Annotated in this window: 14 protein-coding genes; 6 read left to right on the top strand and 8 right to left on the bottom strand. The window is 37.9% G+C overall.

Features of this window, described 5'->3' with window-relative positions:
* Window positions 1-386: 386 nt before the first annotated feature.
* Window positions 387-4,652: a hypothetical protein gene (locus tag L1D37_RS00815; RefSeq protein WP_239846524.1), complete on the top strand. Its 4,266-nt coding sequence runs from the start codon at window positions 387-389 to the stop codon at window positions 4,650-4,652.
* A gap of 400 nt (window positions 4,653-5,052) precedes the next feature.
* On the opposite strand, the gene L1D37_RS00810 is transcribed toward L1D37_RS00815, so the two are convergent.
* Entirely contained in the window at window positions 5,053-5,529 is a 477-nt protein-coding gene (locus L1D37_RS00810; protein ID WP_239846523.1) for a hypothetical protein, read from the bottom strand.
* A 292-nt stretch (window positions 5,530-5,821) separates the two neighbouring features.
* The gene (locus L1D37_RS00805; RefSeq protein ID WP_239846522.1) at window positions 5,822-6,079 is read right to left on the bottom strand and encodes a hypothetical protein; all 258 of its coding nucleotides are present in this window, start codon (window positions 6,077-6,079) and stop codon (window positions 5,822-5,824) included.
* 690 nt (window positions 6,080-6,769) lie between these two features.
* Here L1D37_RS00805 and L1D37_RS00800 point away from each other — a divergent pair.
* The 4 genes from L1D37_RS00800 to L1D37_RS00785 are packed head-to-tail and all read left to right on the top strand — an operon-like array spanning window position 6,770 to window position 12,774.
* Entirely contained in the window at window positions 6,770-7,819 is a 1,050-nt protein-coding gene (locus tag L1D37_RS00800) for an MBL fold metallo-hydrolase (protein ID WP_239846521.1), read from the top strand.
* Complete coding sequence (locus L1D37_RS00795) at window positions 7,816-9,105, top strand: ABC-three component system protein (protein WP_239846520.1); 1,290 nt, start codon at window positions 7,816-7,818, stop codon at window positions 9,103-9,105. The genes L1D37_RS00800 and L1D37_RS00795 overlap by 4 nt, the downstream gene beginning before the upstream one ends.
* Window positions 9,083-9,634 carry an ABC-three component system middle component 1 gene (locus L1D37_RS00790; protein ID WP_239846519.1) on the top strand — a complete coding sequence of 184 codons (552 nt, stop codon included), beginning with the start codon at window positions 9,083-9,085 and terminating at the stop codon, window positions 9,632-9,634. Before L1D37_RS00795 ends, L1D37_RS00790 begins: the two co-directional genes overlap by 23 nt.
* Window positions 9,631-12,774, top strand: a complete 3,144-nt coding sequence (locus L1D37_RS00785) for an AAA family ATPase (RefSeq protein WP_239846518.1) — start codon at window positions 9,631-9,633, stop codon at window positions 12,772-12,774. The genes L1D37_RS00790 and L1D37_RS00785 overlap by 4 nt, the downstream gene beginning before the upstream one ends.
* 950 nt (window positions 12,775-13,724) lie before the next feature.
* Here the strand turns inward: L1D37_RS00785 and L1D37_RS00780 are convergent.
* Window positions 13,725-13,931: a helix-turn-helix transcriptional regulator gene (locus L1D37_RS00780; RefSeq protein WP_239846517.1), complete on the bottom strand. Its 207-nt coding sequence runs from the start codon at window positions 13,929-13,931 to the stop codon at window positions 13,725-13,727.
* Window positions 13,932-14,020: 89 nt separating this feature from the next.
* On the opposite strand from L1D37_RS00780, the gene L1D37_RS00775 reads away from it, so the two are divergent.
* Window positions 14,021-14,551, top strand: a complete 531-nt coding sequence (locus L1D37_RS00775; protein ID WP_239846516.1) for a hypothetical protein — start codon at window positions 14,021-14,023, stop codon at window positions 14,549-14,551.
* Window positions 14,552-14,617: 66 nt separating this feature from the next.
* On the opposite strand, the gene L1D37_RS00770 is transcribed toward L1D37_RS00775, so the two are convergent.
* From L1D37_RS00770 to L1D37_RS00750, 5 genes are all read right to left on the bottom strand, one after another.
* On the bottom strand, window positions 14,618-15,118 hold the full coding sequence (locus L1D37_RS00770; RefSeq protein ID WP_239846515.1) for a hypothetical protein: 501 nt from the start codon (window positions 15,116-15,118) through the stop codon (window positions 14,618-14,620).
* Window positions 15,111-17,672: a hypothetical protein gene (locus L1D37_RS00765; RefSeq protein WP_239846514.1), complete on the bottom strand. Its 2,562-nt coding sequence runs from the start codon at window positions 17,670-17,672 to the stop codon at window positions 15,111-15,113. Before L1D37_RS00765 ends, L1D37_RS00770 begins: the two co-directional genes overlap by 8 nt.
* Window positions 17,673-19,343 carry a tyrosine-type recombinase/integrase gene (locus tag L1D37_RS00760; protein ID WP_239846513.1) on the bottom strand — a complete coding sequence of 557 codons (1,671 nt, stop codon included), beginning with the start codon at window positions 19,341-19,343 and terminating at the stop codon, window positions 17,673-17,675.
* Window positions 19,306-20,886, bottom strand: coding sequence for a site-specific integrase (locus L1D37_RS00755; RefSeq protein WP_239846512.1), 1,581 nt, complete (start codon window positions 20,884-20,886; stop codon window positions 19,306-19,308). The genes L1D37_RS00760 and L1D37_RS00755 overlap by 38 nt, the downstream gene beginning before the upstream one ends.
* A gap of 618 nt (window positions 20,887-21,504) precedes the next feature.
* On the bottom strand, window positions 21,505-21,768 hold the full coding sequence (locus L1D37_RS00750; RefSeq protein ID WP_239846511.1) for a glycyl-tRNA synthetase subunit alpha: 264 nt from the start codon (window positions 21,766-21,768) through the stop codon (window positions 21,505-21,507).
* Between the last annotated feature and the right edge of the window lie 220 nt (window positions 21,769-21,988).

Below are 21,988 nucleotides of genomic sequence, written 5' to 3'. Positions count from 1 at the left end.
TCTTGCTTGGTGTCGGACAGACCTTTTAGAGCATCGAACACGACATTGAGGGGAAGATCATTAATCTTTGCTAGATGGAGCATTGTAGCGCTTACTAAAATATCTCATAGGTTGGCCTAGTTCAGTTGGAGTAACATTGCGTATATTTTAACAATGGACGACCACTGTTGCCCCATTGTGAGTTACGGTGTCTGTTTTCCCACATAAGTAATTCTAATCTTAAAATGTGAATTCGGTTTATATTCAATTATGCTGAATGATTAGGTCTTCTGTTATTATACGTTTGATTATTAATCATTTTTTAGCTTGGAATGGCTGTTTGCGGGTTAAGCTCATACGAAAATATCCATCCCCCTCTGTAAATAGTCTCTTTGATAGGAACACATATGGAAAAGCACATCCCATTAAACAGGCAGTTTTCACCTGTGCCCAAAAGTCATGAAGATGCAGAAAAAGACGAAATTTCTTTTAGTTGGGGGTATGGTAAACCTAATTCATGGGATAATTTAGACTGTGAGTTTCGTTGTGTCATTTTAGCTGAGGCAGGTGCAGGAAAGACTGAGGAGTTTCGACAACGTGCAAGAATACTCCAGGCCCAAGGGAAAGCAGCTTTCTTTATTCGTATCGAAGATATCGATAGAGATTTTTATGAGGCCTTCGATGTTGGTGAAGAAAGCCAATTTCAGTTATGGCTGAATTCGACCAGCGAGGCATGGTTCTTCTTAGACTCTGTCGATGAAGCAAGGCTCGCAAGCCCGAGAGCCTTCGAAAAAGCTATTCGACAATTTGCGAAAGGTATAAAGAAATGCGCGCACAGAGCGCATATATATGTTTCCAGTCGCCCTTATAGCTGGCGACCTAAAGAAGATCGAAGGTTAATGGATGAGTGGCTCTTTCTTCCATCTTCATCGGAAGTACATAAAGTCGAAGAAAATGAGGCAGTCAAAGCACAGAGTTCACTAAAAGTTTATACTCTGCGTCACTTGGATGAAGAGAGAGTTCGCCGCTTTTGTATGACTCGTTCAGTAAAGGATATTGACCGTTTAATCAATGAAATTGCACGAACCAACCTTTGGAGTCTAGCAGAACGGCCATTTGATCTTGACGGTATTCTAGCAAAGTGGGCAGAGGGAAGTGAATTAGGTGGTCGCCTAGATCTTCTTCGCCATAACATTATTAAACGGCTTCGTGATGAGCATAACGTTGATCGTGCCCAGCTTCAGCCTGTCAATGGAGAGAAGTTAAGAGAAGGTGCACAACGATTGGCTGCCGCTGTTGTACTTACTGGCCAAGCTGGCATTAATGTTCCCGATTCAGCACCTGTCAAACCAGGTATCAATGCAGAAACCGTGCTTTTCGATTGGGATCCAAGTGAAGTCAGTGCGTTACTGGAACGTGGGATCTTTAATGACGTTATATACGGAGCTGTACGTTTTAGACACAGAGATGTGCGAGAACTACTTGCGGCTGAGTGGTTTGATAGACTATTGAAGCTCGGTAATAGTCGTTATTTAATCGAAACTTTGTTTTTCCGCGAGCAATACGGTGAGAAAATTATTACTCCGCTGCTACGTCCAATTTTGCCATGGCTTATTTTATTTGATTCAGAAATTAGATTTAAAGCGCTAAATATTAACCCCGATATTGCCGTTGAGGGTGGCGACCCATCAAGATTACCACTTCAGGAAAGAGCGAACATTCTAGCAGACATTGTCCAGCGGATTTCTTCGAATAAAGATGACCACTCAGCTCGAGATAATAGTGCTATTGCTAGGATTGCTAACACTGACCTTTCGGAAAATACACTACGGCTTATTGAAAGATACAGCGATAACGACGATGTAATCTTCTTCCTTGGCAGGTTAGTATGGCAAGGTGAAATGTCTTCCTGTGTTTTCTCTTTGGTTCACATTGCAGAAAATAGTTCGCGAGATATCTACGCAAGAATTGCTTCAACACGTGCTGTGATGACTTGTGGTTCATTCGAGCAAAAACAAAATCTATGGCTAAAACTAAATGAAAATGATGCTCAGATTCCAAGAGAATTGCTTTTAGAGTTGGTAGAGGAAGCTGACACCAACAGTCATAGTATTGAGCAGTTGTTGATATCGCTGGGTAAATTACCGGCTTATGAACGGTTTGAAAATAGTGCTCTGCGTGGTGCGCTTCATTCATATGTAGAGAGAATATGCCTAGAGTCACTCCCTAAACTAGTTGAGGGCTTGGACTCTTATCTAGAAAGACAGCCATTTGTTGAACGTAAGGAATGCCACGTTTCAGAAGAGTATGCATGGTTGCTAGATATCGCTATGCATGCGATAGAAAGATTGATTAAAGCACGCCACGATGCAGCTCTCGGTAATAAATCGCAATCTATTTTGTTGAAAGTTCCAGCTCTACGTTTTTGGCGTGGAGATGATTGTACTGAGCATAAGGACGAATTGAAGGCGCTTGTACCTAGTTGGCCCGAGCTTAATGATTCGCTTTATTGGAACAGTATCCAACATGCACGAAATATTGAGATTTCAAATTCAGACAAAAAGGTAACGGATGATTGGACTGTTTCATGGCTTGGTCATTTTTGGCATTTTGATACGACTAGTCTCCCGAGACTTCTCAATTACATGCACATCCGCTCTTTGGAAGATGATAGTCTGGTTGCGCTTAGTACCGCCTTTCGAGTCTACTTGCAAACTGACAGATCAGAGAACATTCTCGCTTTATTAAGAGATGCCGTGGCTGATGAACCTGTTCTACGAGAGCGGTTGAACACATTGCTCGAACCGCCTGTATCAAAAGAGATGCAAAGGTACGAAAAAAACGCAGCCGAGCGCCAGCGTAAACTTACTGAAAAAAAAGAGCGAAAAAAGCTAGACAGAGAAAGATGGATAGCAGACTTACGAGCAAACCCAGAAAGAATTCATAATTCTCCGAATCTTGAGCCAGGTGAATATTCCTGGGATCAATACTGGCTGATGTTGGAGCTACAAGAACTTAACCAGGGAACTAGTCGCTGGGGTTACACTGATTGGCAGGCATTGATACCTGAATTTGGGGAGGCTGTCGCTCAGGGGTATCGTAAAGCTGCGATAAAACATTGGTCGCAATACAAACCACCACTGCGTTCAGAGGGGGGGGAGGAAAACAATACTCCATACTCTCTTATTTTTGCGATGACTGGATTGGAAATTTATGCCGCTGAATCTTTTGATTTCCCCCTGAATCTAAGCGAAGAAAACGTTCGGCATTCATTACGCTATATTTTTTGGGAATTAAACGGTTACCCCACATGGTTGGAACGGATGCACAAAGCCTTTCCACAATTGGTCGAAAAAGTGGTCATTAAAGAATTGGTTTGGGAACTCGAAAAGACAGAGTCGACTAGGGTATTACATGATTTAACATATCATGCACCTTGGCTACACCCTTATATAGCTTCTGTTATTCTCAACTGGATTGACATTAACCCTGGTCACCGCAGATCTATCAGAGAGTACTGTCTGAAAATTTTAGTCAATGGAGAGATAGAACCTGAGAAACTATCAGCTCTGGCTATCAAGCAACTTTCTAATACGAGCAATCCAGATGACTTATCTTGGTGGTATGCACTCCGTGTAGATTGTTACCCAGAGAAAGGCATCTTAGAAGTTGAACAATGGTTATCAGAACTAGATGACGATACAGCAAAGCGTGCAGCGCAGATTTTTATAACAGCATTGATGGGGGGGCGAAGTTCGCGTTATACAAACCCCAATATTGGTTGTTTCCGTACAGCAGAACATTTGAAATCACTTTATTCCCTGATGCATAGCTACGTTAAAGTAGAAGATGACATCGACCGAACTAGTGGGAAAGTGTTCTCTCCAGAGCTACGGGATGACGCACAAGATGCACGTGATAGACTGTTTAACCTTCTATCAGAAATACCAGGTAAAGAAAGCTATACAGCAATCAAGCAGCTAATCCATGATCACCCTAATCCAGATTATCGCCCTTGGATGGCAAAGCAAGCGTATAAGCATGCTGAAAAAGACGGTGATCTCGAACCTTGGTCTGAGCAGCAAGTAAGAGACTTCGCCAAGTCGCAATGTATTGAGCCGACAACGCATCGTCAGCTTTTTGATTTAGCTGTCCATCGGCTGCATGAGTTGAAGAACTGGTTAGAGCGAGGTAATGATAGTCCTTGGCTTACTTGGCAGCGTGCAGGGGGGGAAACAGAGATGCGAACGTTAATCGCAGGTTGGTTAAGACAGCGTTGTGACAACAAGTATACGATCGCAGAAGAGCCTGAACTTGCAAATGGCCAACGTATGGATATCTGGCTGCACAATACCAATGTCCTTTCACCTGTACCTATCGAATTGAAACTACTAGATAAAGAGTGGAGCGGACCGGACCTTTGTGAGCGACTACGCAATCAGTTGGCAGGAGATTATCTTCGAGAAGAAAGTGCCGGATGTGGCGTGTTTCTACTGGTCTCACAAAACGTGACCAAAAAATGGCTGTTCAATGGGAGTCTAGTCGGGTTGGATGAACTCGCTGCTGCACTTAAATGTTACTGGTTAGAGATTTCACATGAATATTCAGGCATAGATGCTATAGAAGTGATAGTAATCGATTTGGCGAAGAGGGCGCTGTTCTCTGATAAATAGACGAAATCACTTTTGCTCAAGCAAATTAAAATTACTTTTCTTTATACGACTCGATGAGCTTGGAGCTAAAACTCCAACTTAATTTTGTCCAAAAGTTTGTTATACACATGTCGATTGTGTCGCTAGAGGATTAATTGGAGCGTGGTAAAGTAAATGTACTACGTTGAATTTTAACCGCTCTACAAATATGCAGCCTTATGTTGCAAGCATCACTTTAAAAAGCCGCTCTTAACGAGCGGCTTTCTGCAGCTTTTCAATTGTCTTGGCTAACAGGGGGGAAGCTGGGTGGTCTTTTGTCGAATGCTTCCTGTTTTTGCCTCTTTCTAAACCTAGTACCTTTAATCAGACTTATTCGTTCATCAGTTTGACTAAATACGTTCAAGCTGAATGAACTACTCGCTTAGCTGCTATAGCCTGTTAATCTAAAATGGCTTTGATAAAAAGGAGCTTCACGATTTGCAAACATCATTAATAGTGACGCTTTAGTTGCGATGAATACTGACTGTGTGTTGTTTGTTTGTCTCGTCGTTAAAGCTGTACGAAGTGAGTATGTAACAGCGACATTCAAAGGCGCGAGCGAGTCGCAATTAACAAACCACAGTAAAGATTTTTTGCTCCCATCTTCAAGCGCTTCAAGAAAACCTGAATTCTCTTTTGCGGATAATGCTGCCGCTGCAGTGCCGTATTCTGAAAAGTCTAAATAGTGAACATCGATGCCTTCTTTATCGGCGAGTATGGAGGCATGTTTGATGAAATCAGAGTGAATTACCGCGGAGTCAGCGGCAGAAATCCTAAAGTCCATATCCCAAGTGTGTTGCACGAAAAGTTCAGGAGTTATTTGATTCTCTTGCAGGGGATTTTCTTTATTTTTATCCAATCTAAACTCAGCCAAGGTTGTTATGGTTGCAACTAATAGGATAAATCATGAGTAGTCAATGCACCACCACTTCACAAAGCTTTAGCTAATGTAATAACGCACTAGCAATATTTTGCCCCAAAACTCGTTAGTTCAAATGCTCTAAACATTTTAGGAGCGTGCGTTTTCCCTACAAAACTTAATGTCAAGTTCATGTCTATCGAATAAAGAACATAATGAGCAGCCAAATCGCAGATTAATGTTCATAAGATAAAACTTTAAAATTGAAAAATTAATCACAAAATTAAACGATTTATAGTTCGGAAAGCATAAGCACTTCGTCGACAAAGCGTTCACTAAACTCAATATTTATTGGCACCGATTGCCACGCCACTAGTCTCAGTACATCTGAGTTTGATTTACTGTAGTAGTTATATTCTCCAAACTCTTTATCACTCAACTCGGTTAACTCGTCGATAAGGAAATCGAAGAAATCTTGTACTTCAGGTATACCTTTCGTTTGTCGCTTTCTATTTTGAATCAATAGTATTAAGCCTGTTTTGCTAGTCATAAGTTTCCTCCAATAGAACGTGAATTAACCCTACCAACACTTACGAACTATTTCGTATGATAAAAGCATTAACTTTGTCCAAATGAACCAAGACCTATAACGTTATTTTTATATCGCTTTGAATATTTCTCGTAGTCAATTGGGTGGTATAGCGGTTCATTGCATTCGAGTACTACTGAAAATGCGCCTCTATCGAACAAACCTAAGACCCAGTGATCGGTGGGTATCTCGATAACCTCAATGTCATTATAAACAGCGACGATATTAACTAATTTAACGAGACGTGGCTGGTACAGAGAACTCCTATCTACAAATCCTATAAAATCTCTTGTAACTAACTCACCATCACGCTTAAGTGCTAAAGCACGATAACGAAGCCCTTTGTTAGTTAAACCACTCTCAGAAACCTTAGTTCGTTTGTAGTTTTCTGCACAAATTATATACACCATCAAACAACTGTATGGATAAACAGTAAATCCTAATCTATAAAATGAGTCTTTGCAAATAAGTTCACTGATTTGAATTTGAAACTAATAGTAGTGCTAAATCGAAGCATTCTCAGCACAAAATCAGGCAAACTTTTTCATTAAGTAATATGATCAAACGAGATATTGTTGAATCTGTTGCTATGTAATCAATAACATATAGTGGTATCATATACTTATCTAAAGTTTTATTTGATTTTAAGTTATGAAAGCCAAGTTCTTACAGGCAAAAAATGGTGACGCAATATTACTATCCTTCTTTGATCCACAAGACATTGAACGACATATTTTGATCGATGGCGGGACTGCAAGTACGTACCAAGCAAAAAGTAAAAAAGAAAGCTACGAAAGCGGGGCATTGAAAAAAGCACTCGATGGAGTTCCACAAATCGATCTTCTCGTGCTTACTCATATCGATGATGACCACATAGCTGGTTTGCTCAACTGGTTCGAGTGTGATGACAATGCTTTAACGAAAGTGAAGAAAGTTTGGTTCAATGGTGGCTGTCTGTTGTCAGACTACTTCAAACAACCTCAAGTAACTAAAGAAGATCCGCTAATTCAAAAGATTTTCGACAAAGATACGAGCGTTAGACAAGGTTTAAAGTTCGTTCAGCTAATAGAAGAGGCCGGTATCTGGGATAGACAAGTTATAAAATCAGTCGAAACTCATCCCTTATTTGGTTTAGAAATTATAATAATATCGCCCAATGAAGAAAAACTAAAGCGTTTACTTGGAAAATGGGAGAAGGAACGAAAATCACTAAACACAACTGCAAAGAATGATTATTCAGTTTCTATTAAAGAGCATATTACATTAGATAAATTCAAGGAAGATAAGTCGATACCAAATGGGAGCTCTATCTCTTTTATAATAAAGAATAAAGATAAGAACTATCTATTCCTATCTGACTCTCATCCAAGTGTAATCATAGAAAGCTTGAATAACCTAGGCATAACTCCTGATAAACCATTAAAGACAGAATTTGTTAAGGTTTCACATCACGGGAGCAAATTCAACACAAACAATGAACTGTTAGAACTGATCGATACCAAAAGGTTTGTGTTTAGTAGCAACGGGGATGGGCACAATTTACCTCATAAAAACTGCGTATCTCGTATTATAAATAAGGTTCCAGACGCTGAATTAATATTCAATTATAAAAAAATACCACAGAGTATGTTTAGTAAGGAGGACCTCATAGAATATCCAAACTTAAACATAAGTGTTTTTGAGAACGAAGATATATTATGAACGACCAACGATTCTTCAGAGATTTAACCGTTTCGGTTAATGGAGGTAGTGGTTGTCTATTTCAGGTAGCTACCAGTGAATATACATATGTTTTAACGGCTCGACATAATATTGAAGACGAAGATGATATAACTATCACAAGGTTTTATTTATCGAGTGAAGGTGAGTTAAACGCTGATACAATTGATGTTATAGGTAGGCCATATTACCATCAAGATATAAATAAAGATGCCGCTATAATAAAAGTGCGTAAGCAGCTTGGTGTACCGCATTTAGTAAAATGTAACCAATCAGACACAAGCGGTAATTCGACGTATTTATGTGGTTATCCAGCCGTCCGTCAGGGCAATGACCGCTTTAGAATGAATAATATTAAAGCGTTAAACTCAGTAGAGCATGGTTACATTGAAGGGCAATTGACCCCGATGGTAAATCAAAGAGAAGTTTCAGGGCAATCTGGGGGCGGTGTTTTACATTTTAGTAATGGTACACATTTTTTACTAGGTATACAGAAAGGCATGGCAGAGGATGATGAGTTAGAGACATTGTCTAGAGTGCGCTACATGCCCATCAATTTTTTTGAAGAGATCATAAGCGAAAATAACGACGAACTAGACGAACTAATCCCACCTTTCATCACTACTTTTAGTGACTTGATTGATAATGTCTATATCCTCGATAGTTTCCGGATAAATGAAGAACTAGTCAAAAATGAACTCCAAGAAATTGCAAAAGAAGCATCTTCTTGCCTAACCCCTAAAGACATAATAAAGCACTTTGGGGGGAAGATGCTTGTTAATGGTGAGCCTGTTAATAGTATATATCAGAAATGTATCTGGGTCGGCATGCTAGAGCTTTTTACAATTCTAAAATTACAGGAGTTGTCTGAAACCGAAATCACGATTGATCATATCCCTGAGATTAGTAAAAAGAGCATTATAATCTATGGGAGCGTTGAGAAATCTTGGGAAGAACTTATATCATCTATATACAAGTCTGATTTATCTGATCTAAATTGCGATGGGAACATATTTGTTGTCACGTCTAATGACAAGAATCCAACAATTACTCAACTAGAGCCAGAGATTATTGAAAGTATCGCGACGGTATCACCAACAAGAGTAAAGGTAAATCGTGCATCTGTTCGTGACCCATTTAAAGATATTAGATTAAGACATATTTATGATATTCAAAAGAAAATAATTGATAAAAGACGATTTTTCATACAAGCAAATGCTACTAACATAGAAGATATACTTAAAAATGAAACAAAAGACATCATTTGATCACGTATTCGAAGAAATATCTTTGAATATTAAGAATGAATATAACCTATCAGACATTAAATTTGTAAAAGTCAACGAATTGGGTGGAATGTATGTACTTTTTTGCTCATTTCAAGATATCAATAGTATGGAGTATCTGTGGGAAAAAATAAGCAGTGTAGTTGCTTCAAGAATATCCAATAAGCTAAATAATGACTTTGAACGATGGAATGTGTATTTATTCTTATCTACAAATAGGAAAACTAAGCCCTCGATTCAATATAAAATAGAAAATGATACCTTTTTTTGTAGAAAAATAGTTATCAATGAAGAAATCTCTGAGTTCAATGATGATCTAATGACTAAATATATCGATGACTACATTATGAATTACGATATCAAATTTCCAAAAACAAACTTAGGAAAAAGGAAGTTGTACAAACCGAGATCTTCGATCTATGAATTAGTAAATTCAAGTGAAGATTTTCAAGTAAATGATATATACGATGATTTGTATAACACACTCTTTGTTGAGTGGGGTAAAAAATGAAAATAAAAAAAGTCGAAATACAAGCATTTCGAGCCTATGACAAAGTAGAAGATGGAACTTTCGATTTTACATCAGACAAAGGTAACGTTGCGAATTTTGTCACACTGTACGCGCCAAATGGATTCGGCAAAACATCATTTTATGACGCAGTAGAGTGGGGGGTTACTAACAACATCAGTCGTTTTTTAAGAAAAAAAACCGAAAATGAAAACGCAGCTAAAGCTGAAAAGAATAAATATATCTGGCGTCATAACAACTCAAGTGAGGACACACCAAGTTTCGTAAAGATTTCAACTGACGATAGTGACAAGACTTTTTATAGGTCTCTTTGTCATAAGCTTAAGTCAAATCAGAGAGATGCAAAGTTTGACGAAAAGCTAACGGAAGATAACAACAGATACTTTTTAGATGTAATGTTGTCACAGGAACAAATCTCAGCTTTTTTAAAAGAAGATGATGCTAGCTTACGGTATGAAAAATTCACAGACACATTTGGTGATCAAAAAATAGACCAAAACTACAAACACATTACCGAGTTAGTTAACTTAAACAAGAAGAAGATCAAAAAGTTAAAAGATAGAACAAAAGAACTTAAAGTTCTTTTGAACCAAGATGTTGATAGAGATATATTAAAAACTATCAATTCAATGATAAATGAAGTTAATAAATCTGGAAGTAATCTACCAAACATAAATTTTAGCTACTCAGATAAAGATGATTCACAATTAAAAATATCAATAATTAATCTATTAAACACATATCAATCTGAAATAAGCTCTCTATATGACACTATAAGTAAAATCGATAACTTTATATCAAATGAAAATAAAGAGCTAATAGTTAAATTTGATAAATATAATATTCAGATAAAATCAATAGATGAACAGATTAACAAACACAAGGTCTACCTATCAGATCTTAATAAAAAGAAATCTAAAGAAAGAAGGATTTACTCAGAAAAGCTAGACCTAGAAGAATTAAAAGAGCTTAGAGAGCAATTTTTAGATTTGAGCATTAATATTCAAGAGATTGAGTATATCAAAGAGTCTCTAACAAAGCTAAGACAAGAAGTTGAAAGTCTAAATGCTCAGCAAAAATCTATACAATTAGAATTTGATAAAGTAAAAAAACTTACTCGAGAAGCGCAGATAAAAAGTGACTCATTAGAAACAGTAAAGTACGAATTAGTCTATAGACTTGAAAACGCTTCATTAGAATATAAGCTAAATGACTCACGCCTCAAAGAATTAGAACAATTAATTAAAAATATTGAAAACAACAAAAGGGATGCGGAAACTAAAAAGAAAGAGAAGTTCAAGTTAGATGAATTGATAACAATTACAAAACAGCGAGCCAATGAGCTAAAAGAAAATAAGTTTAATAATAAACTGGTTGAGTTATACCCGGAGGTAACAGATGAGTTTATTTTAGCAGTTAATTCATTTGAGAAATCTTCTGAGCTCAAAAAAACGCTAGACTCATTGGAATTGGAGCTGGAACAATCTCAAGCTTTAGACGCGGATATCAAGAACTTAGTCAAGTCAGGTACAAACCTAATATCAAGAAACTCTCTTTCAAGCTGTCCTTTATGTTCTAATGAATATTCAGACTTCAGAGAACTTCTTAATGCAATTGAGTCTAACTTGTTATTTGATGTCAAATTAAAGGCCTTAGTTGCTCATAAAAATTCAATTGAACTCTCTTATATTAAAGAACGAGAAAAGTTTTCATTAGCTAAAAAGTCTATTCTAGCTTTCCTTTATGATCTGATTGATAGCTTTGAAATCAATATCAACAAGATCGAATCTTTACGTATTGAAATTATACAAGAAAAACACAATAGCGAAATTAAATTAAAGAGTATCCAATCCATAATTAATACATTTACTAGAGAGACTGAATCTAAAAAATTATCCGATTACGAAGACTACCTTAATGAAAAAATAGATAAGGTTGAGTTTGATATTTCAGCGTTAAGGTTAACTATCTCTAAAAACAAAGCGTCGGCATCGACTATTACCTCCCAAATCAATGTAAATAAAGCGAATACGGAGTCGTTCTTAGAAGATATAAGAAATATATCTAAAGATCCATTACTGCTTCATGCGCAAGAGTTAATTGGTTCAACAGACATCGGGAAGATATCCAAATCTTCAATTGTTGAAATGACTAAGAACATTGCATCTGACCTATCACAAAAAGAAATAGAAATCGATAACCTGCATAACGAAATCAAAGAAATAGATTTGAAACATGCAAAGTTTGAACTAACAGATGTAGAAAATGAAATCGAATATCTCAAAAATACCAAGAGTCAAATTAGCAACAAAATAAAGTTTATTAGGTATTTTATTGAAGAAGAACTAAAAATAGAAATTAACAATAAGAATTCAGAACATTTATTTAGTTTAATCTTGGAAAAGAAAAAAAATCATCAGATATTGATTGAGGAAAAAGGGAACACTATAGCAAACATTACGTCTATTGAACAATATAGAGAAAGAGTTATTCCATTCCTTAAGCATAATGAGTACTTTAACGAATATAACAAAATAACCAACGAAATGGATTTCTTGACTAACTTCCTAGGTAAAAAGTTAGAAAAGGAAAGGAAGGGCATAGCTGCCTTTATCGAAAAAGAAGTACAATCTTTCTTTTTTCAAGACCTTATTAATAAGTTTTACAAGAAAATAGACCCTCATCCACAATATAAAGAAATATCGTTCAAATGCGATTTTTCTTCAGTAAAACCAAAGCTTCACGTACTTGTGGCTTCAGAAGAAAGACAAATCGTGCCGACGCTTTACTTTAGTTCTGCTCAACTAAATGCTTTGAGTCTAAGTATATTTTTGGCTAAAGCCATCAATGTTAAGAATCCCGATTCTGACACAGATGTAAACAGCATTTTTATCGATGATCCTATACAAGCTATGGATAGCATCAACATTTTGTCAGTTATTGACTTGTTGAGAAGTATAACGGTCAACTTTAACAAACAAATCATACTTTCAACTCATGACGAAAATTTCTTCGAACTATTAAAGAGGAAAGTACCGAGCACTATCTTTGAGTCTAAATTCATCGAGTTAGAGTCTTATGGCAAGGTTGGAAAAAAAATCGACTTTTCGAATGCCTTCTAGGTTACCCTGCTTCTAAAATAGAACCTGTTAGTGGCTTTCTTTTAACAGGTTCATTCTCTACACATACCATTTAAGATATTATTAAGAATAAACAACTTTCCGATAAAAGATATGTGTTTGTTTTCTTCCATTAACCCTGACAAGCTTCATAAAACCAAAGCGTTGTCAGAGTATAGTGGGGTGGGTGACATCAACATTCAAAGAGACAAATAAATCGCGATTAACAGACATAACAGTCTGTTTTAAAAACTATTTTCCGATTGCTTCTAAAAAGTGCATGTTATCTTTCAGATATTAGCATTGGTAATAATTTCCGACACTATCCTTATTTGCTAGACTTAGGTAAACAGTACATCAAGTTGGACGAATGGACTATTTTGCAGAGGATCCCTTCTAGGTAATGTAAACCTAGGAGGGTAAATGAAAAAGATAAAAACGCAGTACCGAAAACGTGTTAAACACCAAGGTCGATATACCTGTGATGTCTATCAAAATGTTCGAAGTTGCATTCATAAACACTTTTCAACGAAACAGGAAAAAAGCTATTTCTTTCTGCATCAGATTGAGTGTAAAGGTTATCGTATAAAGCTACGAGCTGCGCGAGGGACGGCTCTAGCTAACCCATGGGATGACTATCCTACGTGTGTACACGACTTAGCAAAAAGTTGGAAACATAATTCCAAACGGCGCAATCAGTACTACTAATAAATTATTAATATTAAAGCTCTGCATATGCGGAGCTTTCTCTTTTCCGAATACCAGAAACGACATGAGCCACTGTTAGCTTCTCTTGTCATGATACCTCTGGTCAAGACTAGCCTATCGTCTGTTCTCGGTGGGATGCTCTACGATCGCACCAAAACAAAATTGATACTATTACTTCTAACCAAACAGAAAAACGCAAAGATGCCCTAAGCTCTCAAGATTACCCTTAAGGTCAAGTAGAAATGTTATGGTAATAAGTCGCCGAGGTCACATTCTAAAACTTCAGATAATTGATAGACTTTCTCCAATGTAACGTTGACTTCACCTCTTTCTATTCTTCCAACATAACTTCGATCGATGTCAGATAAGAGAGCCAATTTATCCTGTGAAATACCACGCTTCTTTCTAACAGCTTTCAAGTTCAAACCGAACTGCTTTGCTATCTCTTTCATTTATAATTCGCAAAATGAAAGACTATCTACCCTTGATGCCAAGATAACCACGGACTATAATCCGTATAATTATAAATCCCGACAATCCCATGAAAAAATCAAACAAATATCGAATAAATAAAGATATATACGAAATTCTTTTTCCAAGAACGGCTTCAAAAATATCAGTTCAAGACATAAGAAGAGAGTTTGCAGTCCGCTCAACAAGGGTTGGGGAAGAGCAGTCAACGATGAGAGCCTTTATAGCTAGAGAGCTAAAAAGGCTTGAAAGAGTAGGACTCCTGGTTGGCAGAGGTTATGGAGCCTACAGAATCTATCACAAGACTTTGGAGTTTTATGAAGCTAGTTTTTATCTGACGAAACGTAGAAATTATTCAAGGAAGCAAAGTGAGATAAACCTACTTGAAGAGCTAGAAAGGGAGCGTTCAGATATTGAGCTAGAGTTAGCTGCAGCACTTACAGAGGTTGATGAGTACAACTTGTTAATGGAACGTTCCATTGAGTTAAAACCATTGTTAACTCCTTTTTACAATGAGGCAAACAACAAAGCATCTTCCCTTGTAGCAAAATTAAACGTGAGAAATAAAGCCCTAAATCTTATAACCAAAAAGGTTCAATGAATCAAAACAACATATACTATTCAACAAGCATCCATTGGAAAATATGTCAGAGTCTCTTGCTATATATTATGGTTTGAGACGCTTTTTGCGTTCAGCTAACTCTCTAATAAGCTCGCCCGCGAGCATATCCTCCACCTTTATCGCAGTAGCGTTATCGACGTATTGGATGATATCCATGACAGACAATATGTTTCGTTCATACCGTACTTTATAATCCTTCAATTCCTCCTCAAGCCGATCTGCCTTACTGATGTACGCAGCCCCCGTTCGTCCCTTAGCCAACATGTCTTTTTCTTCTGCAGTCAACAAACGTTTGCCATTTTCATGGTTATTGTGCTGGCGAAGTTTATACTCTTCAACTAATTCTCGTCGAGAACTCAGAGTACTGATTCCCCCCTTTATAATACCTTTAGCCTTGAGGCGAGCATGGAGTGTTGAGGCTTGAATAGGGGACTTATCGAGCCCCTCCAATACCATAGCTTGCAGCTCTGCCTTTATGTAAGCTGAAAGCTCCGCCCCTTGAATGACTTTATTATCAGAATTGCGACTACGTGGTGTTTTAGTCATTATTGTCTCCGTTCTGCGATTGATTTCTCTCTATACGCTTTTGTTCAATAAAGAAAAGGTCAGCAAGGGTTTTAGGGGTCTTACCTATTATCATTTGTTCGTTAATACGCGCCATGATTGGACCCAATGGGTTATCGTCATCACTAGACAAGAGGTCTACCAACTTCTTCGCACTTTGTGTCTCAGAGGCATCATTCTCTAGAGCTTTAAGTACAAGTAGAGCTTGCTCTTGTTCTTCCAATGCGAACTTGTAGTTAGGGTCAACTCTTGCAAGTCGACGCAGCTCAATAACCTCTGCTTGTTTAATAGCTAAGCGTCGAGATGCGTCTTCAGATTCACCCATGCGGCCTGTAAGTGAGAAGTACCCACAAGGCAATCCAGATTGACATTTAACTGCATGAGGGCATCCCCAACGAGCAACATCACGTGTACAAGCACCAAAACCAAGAGGATGAAGCTTCGCATGCCGCTCAATCAATTGTTTAGCTTTTGCTGCTAATCCTTGTTTTATAAGCTTATTGTGAGCTGTCATAAGTTCAGGGAGGAACTTTTCCGACATTGCGCCTTCTATGTAACCTGAAACTTCGATTGTGTTGTCGCCAAAAGTCTGCATATTCTGCTTTAGGTTGTGTTCCTTACTTAGATTGGGAGCTATCGCCATAGAAGCAGATGCCTTAACGCATGAAACACCAGTATTGTTCATTTTTATAGATGATTTAGAAAATGCTATCATTCTGCGGCTAACCTCCAACTGGGAGGGCGCTTTGACTTCTGGAAGAGTCGGTTTAAGTTCGGGGGCAACTTCAAAGTCAAAGAGAGATAACTGCTGTTCTACCGATAAAACCCCTTTGTTCTCATCATAAGTTTTTTCGAGCATATTGATCGCTAGTGAAGCGGTCTTATATGACTGCGATTGAGCTTGATGCTGATAATGCTTATTCTGACTAATGTCAACACGTCCCATCAAGATAGCTTGTATATGATCAGTCACTCCTGCAATGGCTAAAAAAGTGTTGATATTGTGCCTTGGTACATGCGATTTAATTACAATACGATTACCGTCATCTTCAAATAAATTGAAATAGTCAAAAATCGATTTACTTTTCTTCGATCCCCCAAGCCATACATCTATTGCACCAAATGACAATGGATAAATGTGTTGCAAAGAAACGAAATCATTAACGATACCATATGCTCCTTCTGGCATTATAAACATCAAGTCCTCGTAGTTAAAATGCTCCCAGTTACCGCTGTCTTTGACCGAAAGTATACACTGATGTCCTTCTTCAAAGTTTTTGGTTTTGGCATAGCGCCGATAAATATAATCATTCAACTGGTGCTTTGAAAAATAATAATTTTTATACTTTTTCCCAGTAGAAACAACTACAGGTTTGTGGCCAGAGTACTTCAATATTGAGGTACAAATTGACTTATGTAGAACGTTACGGATGCCTCCCGTACCAGTAAACAATAGTCCGTCAAGTTCTCTACATTCAATTTGATCATCAGGAAAATTTTGAATTTCATTTGGTAAAAAGTTCGTGAAATTAGAATCCCTGAAAGCTTTGACTTTATCTCGGGAACTGGCTGTTAAGTCTTGAACCTGTTTGTAGATCATCTCAACGACTTGATAAGAGGTAGGTGCCAGCCAATGTATACGCCAACCTGCTTTTTTTGCACCGAGATACTGAATGCCGAGCCTGTATGTAGGCCAGCCTTTCTCTATTGCGTGTTGACGTTTACTTTCATCAATGATTTCTCTTTTTATCAAAGAATCCATATTCAACGTCATGATTTCTTGGAAACGTAAGCCACAAATGATAGATAGAAGCAGCATGTTATAAAAGATGCGCTGATATTCGCTTTCAGCTAATCCCATCAACTCAATAACTGCCATGAGAGCACGAATAGACAACAACTTCTTATCGTCTGTATCTTCTGGACTTAATTGGCTAGCTTTTTTCTTTTCGAGCGTACTAACTGAGCTGTTTCGACAAGGGTACTTATTTTCTACTTCCACATTTACGACGAACAAGTCGTACTGGCGAAGCTTTTTGATGATATTTACGGCAACATCACAATAGTCACTCACGTTTGACGAACTAGTTGAGTGATCTTTGTGACGTTTCATCGCGGCATGGATAATATCCGAAGTTAAATACATAGGATGAGTCATACCGGTGGTTGTATGCATCTCCCAGTACCAGCGTTTCATTATTTGTATTGGTTTATCTAATGTTGCGCCCGATATAAGTCCACTTGAAGAGCATACTAAGTGCATATTATACGCTTTCATAAAGCCCTGATACTCCAAAGAAATATCCACCTTACTTAGACCCTTAACTTTATTAGAGATAGATGACCACCTAAAAGCATGATTTTTGGCTTCTTTTAACCATGCGATTCCTTTCTCACCAAACTGCCAGGCCGGAGCATCCCAGTCTAATTGTCCAGCTGCATTGTAGGCGACCAGGCGCTCTTCAAATTTGGCTTTGTATTTATTTACATATACGTCGAGGTTCTGTGCCTGCTTTATATTAATTAGTGACTCCATTTAAACGATCTCTTCTTTAGTTTTAAGCATTTCGATACGCACAATGACTTGAATCACGTGGTCTTTTCTACGAACTAATTCCGTCATTAACGGGTGGTTCATTAAACCTGCATCATCAGCAACGTTACGAACTTCATCTATCTCATCAAAGAATGAATCAAGAACTTCTTTATGACTACCATCTGTAAAAGGCATGAAATAAAGGCATCCATAACATCCGCGCCCTTGGGAAAAAGGGCAAATGTTTTCACCATAATTACAACCACCGATATTGTGATGCAGCTTACCGCCAATTGAAGCAGCGACACGACGTCCTTGCCACTCAGAACTATGTGTTATGTTTCCTGTTAGCATCAAAGCCATCATATTCTTGAACACAGGGTTTCGACCCAAAGCCTGCTCCCGAATATCTGTCATCTCTGGGGTTGCAGCGATATACCTGTCTGCAACTACATAGTTTGAGTGACCCAAGATATAAGCTATCTCAGGAGCGCTCGCACCATTCATTGCCATCGAGTGTCCAACATTGTGTCGAAATAGACTCGCTGGGTATGAAGGCAATTCATAACCATGATTTTTCACGGCCTCTTTAATATCCTGGGAAGAAAATTCGAAGAGCATAGTTTTAATTGCCTGATCAACCATTTGGATAGATGATGCTCTAACTGGAAAAAGAGCATCATGCTCACCAATTCCAGAGATTAGCTTATACAACGTAATCAGCTTTCCGAGTTCTTCTGGAATCGCGATACGTACGCGGTCGATATTTATTTTTGTCTTCTTAGCATAAGGGACTAGGAACGAGTAGCGCATCCCATGTTTGTTTTCAGTATCTACGACATAATCGCCACCGGCCATTTTACTTATTTGAACAGGCCGAGCTCCAGTGTAGTAAACTATACCCGTTATAATGCAATCCATTAAAATACCAGGCTTAACCAATCTTTTAATTCGGTTTAGGTGCACGATCTTAGCTTCTTTGCTGTCCAATTTTGGGCATAACTTAGATGCCCATTGCTGCACACCGTTCTCAATCATAAAACAAACCTCATTGGGGACAACTAGATCTAGGTTTTGATAACGACCCCAGTTAAGATTTCGAGGGCGGGGCACTTCCAATAACAAGTCTTCAAGATCTCCTTTATCACCCTTAGATTTAAAGAACTTACGACGCTCGAGCTTACGTAAGGCATAGAGCGTGTAGTAGAACTGGCTATTATTAGAATTTTTGCGTTCAACCTCTACGACAAGTTGCTCTAACTTAGCTACAAAAGTATCGCGACTAAAACTATCTAAATCAGATAAAGTCCTTCCGACAAAGTGCGCGAAACTATCTGCAACACTCGCGGAATTTTCCTTTATATACTCGATAGTTAGATATTTAAGTAGAGTAATTATTTCTGGTGAAAATTTTTGAAAATTCGAACCGCTAGCAAAAAGAATAGCTTTATTTTTTCCCGAGAATCGATAGCGCCAATCCCCAGGAGTCAAGCTCAAAAACTGATCATCAAACTCTGTCGCACTAACTAAATACAACCTTGAGGGTAGTTTAATTTCCTCAACGAACCGGCGTTGCTCAGGTGTGAATAGGGGAGAATACTGGCTCGCTGGGCGCTGTTCAGGAGAAAAGTTATTAGTTGAATAAGTCGTCGAATAAGGTGTCTTCATCATATCGATTATCTTCTAAAGTGTTGTAAGTTAACTCTGCTGTGTATTGTTCGTTAGGAACATTGCATATCGCAGTTTGACAATTATTGCTCTTAATACGTCTAATATTGCTTTGATTACTGACTCTTTCCAAAAATCGATTAGCGTACATAAGAGGGACTTTACTATTCACAGACCAACCACCTAATGTACGCAGTTTTTCTAACGCAGCATCCATTTCACCATTCATCCTTGCTTTAATCCCATAATCTCGTGCAGTCAAAAAACCCTCTTGTAAGATTTCGTTATAAAGAAACTCTAAGGTGATATAAGCCCATGTATGTCGACCAACATGTGGAGTCAAAGTAACCATATAATCTATACTTTTATCTTTTTCTCTCCTGTAATGAGGGTGAAGGGCGATGAAATGAGGATCTATTTTGTCACGATAGATTGACCGAATCCCGTCATAAGAAATTGGAGCTAAGCTACCTGTACCCTTAATAAATAAAACACCATGGTCATCAATACCGGTATGTTCAAACAAAGAAAAACGGTAGTGATCGACGTATATCGACAACAAGATGAAATCATCTCCAGTCAGCTCAATCTGACGATAAGAGTGTTGTGTCTTAATTGAGGGGACTCTTCTTCTGGGATCTACTGCATCATCAGGGAGGTTCTGGATGATTAGAACAAATCGAGTATTACCAAGTGCATCTGGTTGTGTCTCCCCAATCGAGTCAAGTGAAACTAATAAAACCTCACCAACTCGTAAGCCGTACGTGTACATCAATCTATTAATGAGGTAATTGCGATATTGGAGAAAACCTTTTTTAAATGGATTCTGAGGGTTGTTCACTTCCTCAAAATGTTCACCTGTTTCCGCGTCAGTAAAAGCAGGAGTCGATGGAATAAGCATATTATTAAGGTCGATGAGTTGCTGCTGAGAAATACTTTTATATCTGTTTGCAGTTTTTTTTTGTTCAACCTTAATGCTGTTAAAGCTTTTTAAAACTTCAGTAAGATCTTTTAAGTTGGAAGTATAGATCTCATGAGCATCAATTGGGCTCAAATTTTGATATCTCAAATTCATGTATCTAAAATTAAGATATCGAAAGAAGCGACCAATGCACCGTACATGATTACCATACGTAGTCTTATTGACCTTCGTAATGACAGTATCTAGATGCCCAAGTCCAATAACGTCTTTCTCATTGTTAAGATGTTGCTCACCAAGTAAGTAATTGAAAAAACCACCGAGTTCATGAATGAAAGTCGAGATGTTGTACTTACGCTGATAAAAGTCGTAATCAAAAGTTGTCTTATATTTCTTGTAATAATAGATGTAGAAAAACCGTAGAGAAACATAGTGGTTTTCCTGAGTCCCCAAGCTTTTTTTATTAAGTTCGTTTCTTCCGTAAATAGAAACAAACATGGACGGCAAAGTTGTAACGTCATCTATCATGACATGTGACCGCTGTCCGTTACGTGAAAGGTGTAAATTAGAAAAAGTCATAGAGCTAACAAGTACCTCAAAAATTAGAAGTTTTTGTTTGGCTGCCATGCTAATACCAAAAATATTGTTGCAAGAGAATGCTAAGCATTCACAATGCAGAAATATTAATGGTTATTAGCTATTTTATGGTAAATCGGAATATTGTTAAATTTACCGAATTTATGGACCCAGCAAAAACTACACAATGCGTAATCATGTAGTTATCGTAAGCGCGTCATATAAAATTGACAAGTAGATCGAAGGTGGGTAAGTCCTTGATTTAGCGTCGGTCATGAACTTAAGGCTAACCCCAACATATTTAACATAACGTACATAATACGCAGTTGTGGACATTAAAATCGGAGCGGTGTCAGAACCTTAGTTCTTGCGGGTTTTGCACACAACGCTTGATTAAGTCTTCCATGTCATGGGTTTTATGGATCTTGTTTGTCCGTTTACACGCGTTAACGTGGCCAACGTTCTAAACAGCAACTTTAATAACGAGAACTTTTGTTCTGCCTGATTCAACTCATCACTACTTCTATTTAAACCAATGATTCGAGGTACTGTGTGTCAATCTTGTTTGTATCGCTGTTCGTTTCGCTTCAGATTTCACACACACGAGCGTGTTTTGAATCAACTCCACACGCTGAATTGTGTTTAGAGTTACCTGCCAATTCAGACTCGTTAGGAATTTCGTACGCTTACACAGTTCTCGAGAAAACTCTCATCATCCAGCAAGTACAATAAATCTTGAGCTACATTTTGGAAAACTTCTTGAATTACACCTTCAATACCATATTCATGAAAAGACCTCGATTTATCCAAATAAATTGCGCTATCAGAAAAATCGACACCTCCAGCAGCGGCTAATCCTGCCAGTTTAAATGCCTCATCAAAAGTTATTGGAGTACCAAGCTTATGCGACAGTCGATTTCTAATGTTATTCACACCGCGTAGAAATTCCGTTCTGTTCTGAGCAATAGTCCTCTGCTTCCGTTCATGTAGAAAAGTGACACTGCAACGAAAATGTACTCCAGAATTATAAGTATTATGACTGAACATCCATTACATCGGGGCAAATTTGACTCCATAACCGTTCTCTTAGTTCTGCACTGCAACTAAAACATGCTCTTTCAATTTAACTGTATGCATATACAGTTAAATTGTT

The organism is Vibrio sp. Isolate33, from assembly GCF_022397895.1.
Classification (GTDB): Bacteria; Pseudomonadota; Gammaproteobacteria; order Enterobacterales; family Vibrionaceae; genus Vibrio; species Vibrio pomeroyi.
The sequence above is the reverse complement of the archived record's forward strand: the minus strand, read 5'-3'. Positions and strand labels throughout refer to the sequence as shown.

Bases quoted from the DNA above. Each gene is read 5' to 3' on its own strand.
- L1D37_RS00780 (WP_239846517.1), bottom strand. From the start codon at position 13,931: ATGAAAGAGATAGCAAAGCAGTTCGGTTTGAACTTGAAAGCTGTTAGA.
- L1D37_RS00805 (WP_239846522.1), bottom strand. From the start codon at position 6,079: ATGACTAGCAAAACAGGCTTAATACTATTGATTCAAAATAGAAAGCGA.
- L1D37_RS00790 (WP_239846519.1), top strand. From the start codon at position 9,083: ATGAAACAAAAGACATCATTTGATCACGTATTCGAAGAAATATCTTTG.
- L1D37_RS00795 (WP_239846520.1), top strand. From the start codon at position 7,816: ATGAACGACCAACGATTCTTCAGAGATTTAACCGTTTCGGTTAATGGA.
- L1D37_RS00760 (WP_239846513.1), bottom strand. From the start codon at position 19,343: ATGATGAAGACACCTTATTCGACGACTTATTCAACTAATAACTTTTCT.
- L1D37_RS00775 (WP_239846516.1), top strand. From the start codon at position 14,021: ATGAAAAAATCAAACAAATATCGAATAAATAAAGATATATACGAAATT.
- L1D37_RS00785 (WP_239846518.1), top strand. From the start codon at position 9,631: ATGAAAATAAAAAAAGTCGAAATACAAGCATTTCGAGCCTATGACAAA.
- L1D37_RS00815 (WP_239846524.1), top strand. From the start codon at position 387: ATGGAAAAGCACATCCCATTAAACAGGCAGTTTTCACCTGTGCCCAAA.
- L1D37_RS00755 (WP_239846512.1), bottom strand. From the start codon at position 20,886: ATGGCAGCCAAACAAAAACTTCTAATTTTTGAGGTACTTGTTAGCTCT.
- L1D37_RS00800 (WP_239846521.1), top strand. From the start codon at position 6,770: ATGAAAGCCAAGTTCTTACAGGCAAAAAATGGTGACGCAATATTACTA.
- L1D37_RS00770 (WP_239846515.1), bottom strand. From the start codon at position 15,118: ATGACTAAAACACCACGTAGTCGCAATTCTGATAATAAAGTCATTCAA.
- L1D37_RS00765 (WP_239846514.1), bottom strand. From the start codon at position 17,672: ATGGAGTCACTAATTAATATAAAGCAGGCACAGAACCTCGACGTATAT.